Source organism: Corallococcus praedator, from assembly GCF_003612125.1.
GTDB classification, from domain to species: Bacteria; Myxococcota; Myxococcia; order Myxococcales; family Myxococcaceae; genus Corallococcus; species Corallococcus praedator.
Map to the genome: position 1 here is coordinate 1 of NZ_RAWI01000450.1, position 7,017 is coordinate 7,017.

At 71.2% G+C, this 7,017-nt stretch carries 7 protein-coding genes and 1 pseudogene; 2 read left to right on the plus strand and 6 right to left on the minus strand.

Features of this window, described 5'->3' with window-relative positions; all coding sequences use genetic code 11:
* From D7Y13_RS35695 to D7Y13_RS35715, 5 genes are all read right to left on the minus strand, one after another.
* Positions 1 to 306 (minus strand): helix-turn-helix transcriptional regulator (locus D7Y13_RS35695; protein ID WP_147452567.1); only part of this gene is annotated, 306 nt, incomplete at its 3' end.
* Positions 307 to 592: 286 nt separating this feature from the next.
* Positions 593 to 1,201, minus strand: coding sequence for a putative glycolipid-binding domain-containing protein (locus tag D7Y13_RS35700; RefSeq protein ID WP_120533048.1), 609 nt, complete (start codon positions 1,199 to 1,201; stop codon positions 593 to 595).
* Positions 1,202 to 1,217: 16 nt separating this feature from the next.
* Positions 1,218 to 2,027: an eCIS core domain-containing protein gene (locus D7Y13_RS35705; protein ID WP_120533047.1), complete on the minus strand. Its 810-nt coding sequence runs from the start codon at positions 2,025 to 2,027 to the stop codon at positions 1,218 to 1,220.
* Positions 1,987 to 2,379: a response regulator gene (locus D7Y13_RS35710; protein ID WP_233595585.1), complete on the minus strand. Its 393-nt coding sequence runs from the start codon at positions 2,377 to 2,379 to the stop codon at positions 1,987 to 1,989. Before D7Y13_RS35710 ends, D7Y13_RS35705 begins: the two co-directional genes overlap by 41 nt.
* Before the next feature lie 169 nt (positions 2,380 to 2,548).
* Entirely contained in the window at positions 2,549 to 3,778 is a 1,230-nt protein-coding gene (locus D7Y13_RS35715) for a metallophosphoesterase (RefSeq protein WP_370450744.1), read from the minus strand.
* Positions 3,779 to 3,955: 177 nt separating this feature from the next.
* Between D7Y13_RS35715 and D7Y13_RS35720 the strand changes: the two genes are divergently transcribed.
* Positions 3,956 to 5,296, plus strand: a complete 1,341-nt coding sequence (locus tag D7Y13_RS35720; protein WP_120586094.1) for an AHH domain-containing protein — start codon at positions 3,956 to 3,958, stop codon at positions 5,294 to 5,296.
* A 9-nt stretch (positions 5,297 to 5,305) separates the two neighbouring features.
* Complete coding sequence (locus D7Y13_RS35725) at positions 5,306 to 5,875, plus strand: imm11 family protein (protein WP_120586093.1); 570 nt, start codon at positions 5,306 to 5,308, stop codon at positions 5,873 to 5,875.
* A 14-nt stretch (positions 5,876 to 5,889) separates the two neighbouring features.
* Here D7Y13_RS35725 and D7Y13_RS35730 read toward each other — a convergent pair.
* A pseudogene (locus tag D7Y13_RS35730) lies at positions 5,890 to 7,017 on the minus strand (adventurous gliding motility protein AgmC); the annotation flags it as partial.

Sequence of the window (7,017 nt, forward strand, 5' to 3'; positions counted from 1 at the left end):
CCCCAGCGACGCGTCCGCGGACAGCTGCAGCGCCAGGCATAGACGGAACAGCGTGGGGACGCTGGGCATCATCTTGCCCCGCTCCAACCGGCCGTAGACCTCCGACGCGATGCCGACGCGGTCCGCCACATCCGCCTGCGTCAGTCCGGCCCGCAGCCGAGCGGCCCGGGCCGCCGCGCCCACACTGACCGCCAGCTTGCGCTCCAACTGCCGTCGCGACAGCGCGGCGGCGGACGCAGGCGCCCTGGGGCGCTTCTTGCGGGCGCGGCCGGAAGCGATAGGACCTCGGGGGTGGGTTTTCACCACATCAACCTTGCACGTGACGTCCGGCGGGGTGGCCCCAGGCTCGCGGCCCCTCTGCATCCGGAACGGTTCATGGGTCGATATATAACCCAGCACGTCACCCGGGCCCATTCCTATATGACAGGTAGTCCCCGCAATCCCCCACCCCCTGGGAGAACCCCGTCTTCTGCCGCCCGTGCGCACATCTACTGACACGCCGGCATGCATTTGCGGCAATGCATGGGGGGATTGTCCGCGAGTGAGTGTCCCGGGTTGCGCGAAGCCACGCCGAAGCCGTGTCGGCGGGGACTCAACCCTCGGAGGTGGCCACGCGTTCCCATCCAGGCGGGTAGTGCGTGACGAGCCCCTGGGCGTCGGTGTCCACCTCCGCCACGAAGGCGCCGCCCGCGCTCTCGTAGCGGTAGAGCGACGCCGACAGCCGGGTGTAGCGCTGCTCCAGCCGCTCCAGGGACAGGTCCGGCAGGCGCACCCACGCGGCCGTCACGTCCCGGGCCTGGCCCACCTCCAGCCCCAGCCGGCGGATGGGCAGGGTGTTGGTGGACGGGGTGACGCTCAGGTCCACGTCCACGCAGCCGCGCAGCTCTGGCAGTTCGCGGCCGTCGCGCCACCAGCGCTGGTGGTCATCCACCTGGAGCACCAGGGTGCGCCGCGTGCCGCCCTGGTGCAGCACGAGCCGCGCCTCGCGCGTGTGCCAGTCTGGATCGCACGCCACCGTGTAGCGCACCAGCAGCGGCAGCCCTTCGCTCACCAGCACCGCGGTGCCCGTGAGGAGGGGGCCGGCGGCGGACTCCCACAGCTCGCAGTGCTCGGTGCCCGGGGACTCCAGGCGGCGCCAGGTGACGGCCTGCACGCAGCGGCCCTCGGGCGTGCCTCCGGGCCGGGAGGCAGGCGGCGTCATGGGGAGGGCCTCTGGCTCACGGCGCGCCCCGTCCGGCGTAGAGGCTGTCCAGCGCCTCGTCCAGCAGGCACAGGGCGGCGTCGCTCCAGCCGCGCAGCCGCTGCTGCGGGGTGGGCCGGCCCACGTGGGGGATGAGCTGCGCGTCGGCGGCGTCCTCGATGAACTGGGCCTGCTGCTCCGCGTTCAGCTCCGCCCACCGGCGGTGTCCCACGGCCTTGCGCCAGTCGTAGCCGTCGCCCAGGTACTGGGCCGCCAGCGCGCCGCTCAGGTAGCCCGTGCCGCCGTGCTGGTGCTGCCACACGTGCGTCAGCTCATGCACCAGCAGCCGGAAGCCCACCGCGCCGTAGCCGGGGGGGATGAAGAGGATGTCGCCGTGGGCGAACGCGCGGCCCGGCAGACCCAGCAGGCCCAGGGCGCCTTCCTTCACGCGCACGCAGCGGAAGTCCAGGCTGTCGCCGAAGATGGGCCGCAGCCGCGTCACCTCCGCGTCCGTCAGCCGGCGGCCCACGGGCTCCAGGCCGGACACCACCTGCACGGCGCTGAGCACGCGACCGCCCAGCATCAGCACCAGGTCCATGGGCACCTGCGCCACGCGGAACAGGCCGCGCTTGAGCTGGGGCAGGCCCTCCCGGGTGCGGCCCGTCGCACAGCGGGCCATGCCGCCGGCCAGCAGCATCAGCGCCACGTACGCGCTGCGCGCGGCGCCCGCGGACGCCCCGGCGATGCCGGTGAAGAGTCCATGGCCCGCATCCGCGACCCGCTCGGTCAGCGGCGCGGGACGGGTGTCACGGACAGCCTGACGATTCAGCGAGGTGGGAGACCCCAAGGACCAGCTCCAGGAGCGATCGCAACTCACCGGAGCGCCAGGGCCGGCCGAGTGCGAAGTGGGTATGGCTGGAGGCCCGGAAGGTGGCGCTGGCTTCAGGGCGGAAACCGGAGGACAGGAGAATGCGTGGACCGCTAAAGCCCCGGTCCACCAGACGGCAGAGGAAATCGCTCACGACGCGGCGATCCGCGTCGAGGTCCAGCACCAGCCCATCGACGTCCACACCCAGGTCCAACCGCCGGTCGGCCGACGTCGCCCCCAGCGCCGCCACCACGCGGCACCCCTCCCCCACTTCCCGGGCCACCGCCAACCGCACCTCGGGCGACTCGGAGACCACCAACAGCACCGGCACCGCCGACCCTGCCCTGGCCGCCGGAACCGAGGTCAGCCCCCCGCGCCGCGCACCCGAGGCCGCGGGCGCCGTGGGACGGGAGAAGGCGAATTCCGGGACAAGGAGGGAAGACGGTGCGGTAGACACGTCCTCACAGTAAACAGCAATATCGGAAATATCAAGCTTGGCTTCAATCTCCGGTTGGGCGGGGTGCGGCGACCAGGGTGAGGGCGGCGATCTCCGGGGCGGGGCCCAGGCGGAGCGGGGGGCCCCAGTAGCCGGTGCCGCGGTGCGTATAGACCCGGGTGCCGGCCACGGTGGCCAGGCCCTGCACGACGGGCTGCTGGAGCTTCACGAAGAACATGAAGGGGAAGATCTGCCCGCCGTGGGTGTGGCCGGACAGCTGGAGGTCCACGCGCAGGCCGCCCAGGGACAGGGCGGAGCGGGGCTGGTGGGCCAGGAGCAGGCGGGGTACGTCGGGCGGGGCGCCCGCGAGCGCGAGGTCGGGGCGGCTGGCGAGCGGCGCATCGATGTGGCCCGCGTCGTGGTCGGTGACGCCGGCCACGACGAGCCGGGCGCCGTCGCGTTCCACCACGCGGTGTTCGTTGTTGAGGACGGTGAGGCCCAGCCGGGCCACCTCTGAAATCCAGGCGCGGGCGCCGTGGTAGAATTCGTGGTTGCCTGTGACGTAGTAGACGCCCAGCTTCGCCTTGAGGTCCGCGAGCGGCGCCACCTGGTCGCGCAGCTGCTCCACGGTGCCGTCCACCAGGTCGCCCGTGACGGCGATGATGTCCGGCTCCAGCGCGTTCACCTGCTCCACCACGCGCCGCAGCCACACGCCATCCAGGGTGGGGCCCACGTGGACGTCGGACAGCTGCACCACGCGCAGGCCGTCCAGGCCCGGGCCCAGGTCCTGGACGGGCACGGTGGTGCGCTCCACCTTCGCGCGGCCGCGCGCGGTGACGAACGCGAACGCCACGGCGGGCACGACGGTGCCCAGCACGGCCGCCGCGCGGCCCTGCGCGAGCGCGTGCAGGTCGGTGACGGCGCCGGAGAAGGACAGCACGCCCGCGACGACGTCCGAGGCCAGCACGGCGGTCAGGAAGATGCCGAAGGCGCCCAGCCACACGTAGGCGCCCCACTGGATGGCGCGGGAGAGGCCGGTGGGCTGCTCACGGCGGGAGACGCGAAACCCCGCCAGGAGGACGAGGTAGCACAGGCCCAGCAGGCCCCACCCCACGGCGGCCCAGGGGGCGGGCCAGCCTGGGGACGTGAAGAGGCGCAGGCCGATGTAGACGTGCAGGGCGGTGGGGAGGGCCAGGGCCAGCAGCAGGGACAGCATCCACCGCCAGCCCGGTGAGCGTGACGAACGCCGGGCCGGCCGCGAGGGGACATCTTCCGAGGACACGTCCGTCGTCACGCGCGCCACCTTCCGCCCCGGGACACCGCCCTGGGGACGCCTTCGAGGGCGGGAAGATAACGGGGGTCCCCACGGCGCGCCCGGCAACCCCTCCGGACGCCCGGAGGCCCCCTTGCCCCGCCGGGGTCGGAGGGCACCTGGGAATGCGGGACACGGCTTCGCGGCTAGCGTGCGGGCATGAAGCGATGGCAGTGGGCGCTGCTGTTGGGGTTGCTCGTGTCGGGCTGCGCGACGACGCGGGTCGTGAAACTGGAGACGGACGACGGCGACCGGGAGGTCGTCAAGCCGCACGAGGACGTGGACGCTTCGCTCGCCACGACCCGACTGGACGACGAGGAGTTCAAGCAGACGGTGCGGGCGCTGGCCCGGGAGGTACGACCTTCCACTCGGCCCATGAGGGAGGCTCGGGAGTTGTTCGGCCTGCCGGAGCGCAGTGGCCTGTACGGGTTCCAGGAGCGGACCCGGCGGATCATCCCCCTGGGCGAACAGGAAGCGCGTGACCTGCACCTGCTGGATGCCTCCGACGACCTGACCCGTGGTTACAAGCATTGGTGCGACAGCCGCCGGAAACAGCCGGGGGACTGTCTGCGATTGCTGGAAGAAGGGCCGTTGCTGGGAGGCGACGGTCGTTATGCGCTGGCGATGGCGGTCGCCATGGATTCGGTGTGGCGTGAGACCTCCGACGCACTGAAGGACATGGCCCATCCGCAGGCGGTGATGGCCATGATGACCTCCACCGTGACGATGTACCTGTTGCTCTGGGCGCTGCCGGAGCCGGTGTCCAAGGGACTCGCCGCCCTGATGACCGCGACCGCCATCGCGTACCTGGGCGTGGATACGGTGTGGCGCATCCTCGACGGGTGGGTGGCCCTGGTGCGGCAGGTGGATGAAGCCACCACGTTCGTGCAGGTGCGGGACGCGGGCGAGGCGTACGGAAAGGTGCTGGGAGAAAACGCCGCGCGTGTCTTCGTCATGGTGGCCGCCGCCGCGCTGGGAAACACAGCAGGGCTCGCCGCGAGGACGCAAAGCCTGCCGGGCTCCGCGCAGGCCGCGCTCGCGGTGGAGACCCAGGCGGGCTTTCGGTTCGTGGCCATGGGGAACATCCGCTCCGTGGCGATGACCGCCGACGGTTTCACCATCGCGCTCGCCCCCAACGCGCTCGCGATGTCATCCCGGTCCGGACCGCCCCAGAAGCATCACCTGGCCACCCTCCGCAACGAGAAGTCCTCGAAGAACGGTGGGCCCTGGACACAACGCTTCAGGGTCATCTTCAAGAAGGCGGGGATGGATTTGGATGATCCCGAGAACATCGTCGAGATCCAGGGACACCGAGGCCCTCACCCTCGCGAGTATCATGAACGGATCATGCAGCGACTGAACTCGGCCATGGGCACCTGTCGTACCGTGGTGGACTGCCGCACGGCCTTGAAGGGTGTGCTCAAGGAGCTTGCCGAGGAAGCCTCGTCCCCGGGCACGACCCTCCATAAACTCCTGACCTCACCCCGCGCGAAGCGCTAGACCCCGCACATGGCTGATCGATTCTTCGAACTCGCGGAGGACGTCCAGGAGGGCACCTGGATTCTGGAGAGTCCCTGGAACGAGCGACGTCAGGAGGAGGAAGACCCCTGGATGTTCACAGAGGGAAGACCTGTCCACGTCGAAGGCCGACTGACCGTTCGTCTCAGTGAAGCGGGAAGGCCGGTGGACTTCTCAAGGACTCCTGTCGGGCTGACCCCCATCGTCCACGTCAAGCTCGCGACCGTCCTCGCGGAGCGTGCGGCCGCCGACGTGCAACTCATCCCGGTCGACATTCCCAGCCAACCCGACCAATACGTCCTCGTGGTCGCCACGAAGACCGTCCGCTGTATCGACGAAAAGGCCTCCGAGGAGGTCCTCTTCTGGGAACCCAGACACAACAAGCCTGAGAAGCTGGGGCAGTACCGCTCCGTGTACGGCATGCGCATCGACCCATCGAAGGTCGGCGTCACCCAGCTCTTCCGTCCCTGGGGATGGAAGGTCGCGCTCATCGTCTCCGAAGACCTCAAGACCGCGCTGGAGCAGACGGGCGCCACCGGCATGCACTTCACCGAGGTCTGAACCCGCCCGTGCGCTCAGCCCCGGGCGCGGCGGCGGGCCAACGCGGTCAGCCCCACCAGCGCCCAGACGCTGATCATCCCCGCGGGCCCCGCGCCACAGCCGCAGCCCACGTCCAGGTCGGTGGGACCGCGCACCTGGAAGCCCACCTCCGGTGAACGCAGGCCGGCCTCGCCCTCCTCCGTCACCACCTGCGCGACGATGCGGTGCGCCCCCGTGGCGAGCGCCGCGCCAGCGCCCACCTCGTGGCGGAAGACGCCCTCCGCGTCGCTCGTGACGGTGGCCAGCGGGGCGCCGTCCAGTTCCAGACGGACGGTCGTGCCGGCCAGGGCCACGCCCACGAACGTCGGCGTGGGGTCCACGCTCGCGTCCTGCGCGGGCACGACCATCATGGGCACCGCGGGATCCGCCGTGCCCGCGTCCACGCCCGTTCCTCCGTCGCCGGCCACCACCACCTCGAAGCCCACGACGTCGGAGTGCGGCCCGTCCTCGCCCGTCTCGTTGTGCGCGTGGACGGTGACCTTGTGCACGCCCACCGACAGCGCCTCCGACTCCGGCACCTGGAAGCGGAAGCGCCCGAGCAGATCCACCGGCACGATGTTGTCCGGCCCGTCGTCGATGACGACGCCCACCGTGAGTCCATTCGTCGTGGTGCCGGCGAACAGCGGCGTGGGCCCCACGGTGTCCCCGTTCGCGGGCACCACCAGCACCGCCATGTCCACGACACCACCGTCCGCGAGCACCACCGCCGGCGTGGTGAAGCGCACCGGCGTGGCCGCGAGGCTCGCCACGCCCAGCGACTCCGACCACGCGGTGACCTCGTGCTCACCGGCCGTCAACGGCGTGAAGGGCTCCAGGAAGAAGGCCCCGTCCGCCCCCGGCACCACCATGCCCACTTCGCGTCCATCGATGAGGATGTGGACGACCGGACCGTCCGTGCCCGCCTGGCCCTCGATGCGCGGGCGCGTGGTGGTGGACACCTGTCCCGCCACGGGCAGGGTGATGGCGGGCGTGGTCGGCACCTGGAAGGAGAACTTGATCTCGTGCACGGTCCCAGCCGACGTGCCACTGGACGTCCCACCATCGGGGATGCCCGCATCGGTGCCGCCATCCGTCCCCCCGGCCGGCCCCGCGCCATTCGAGCC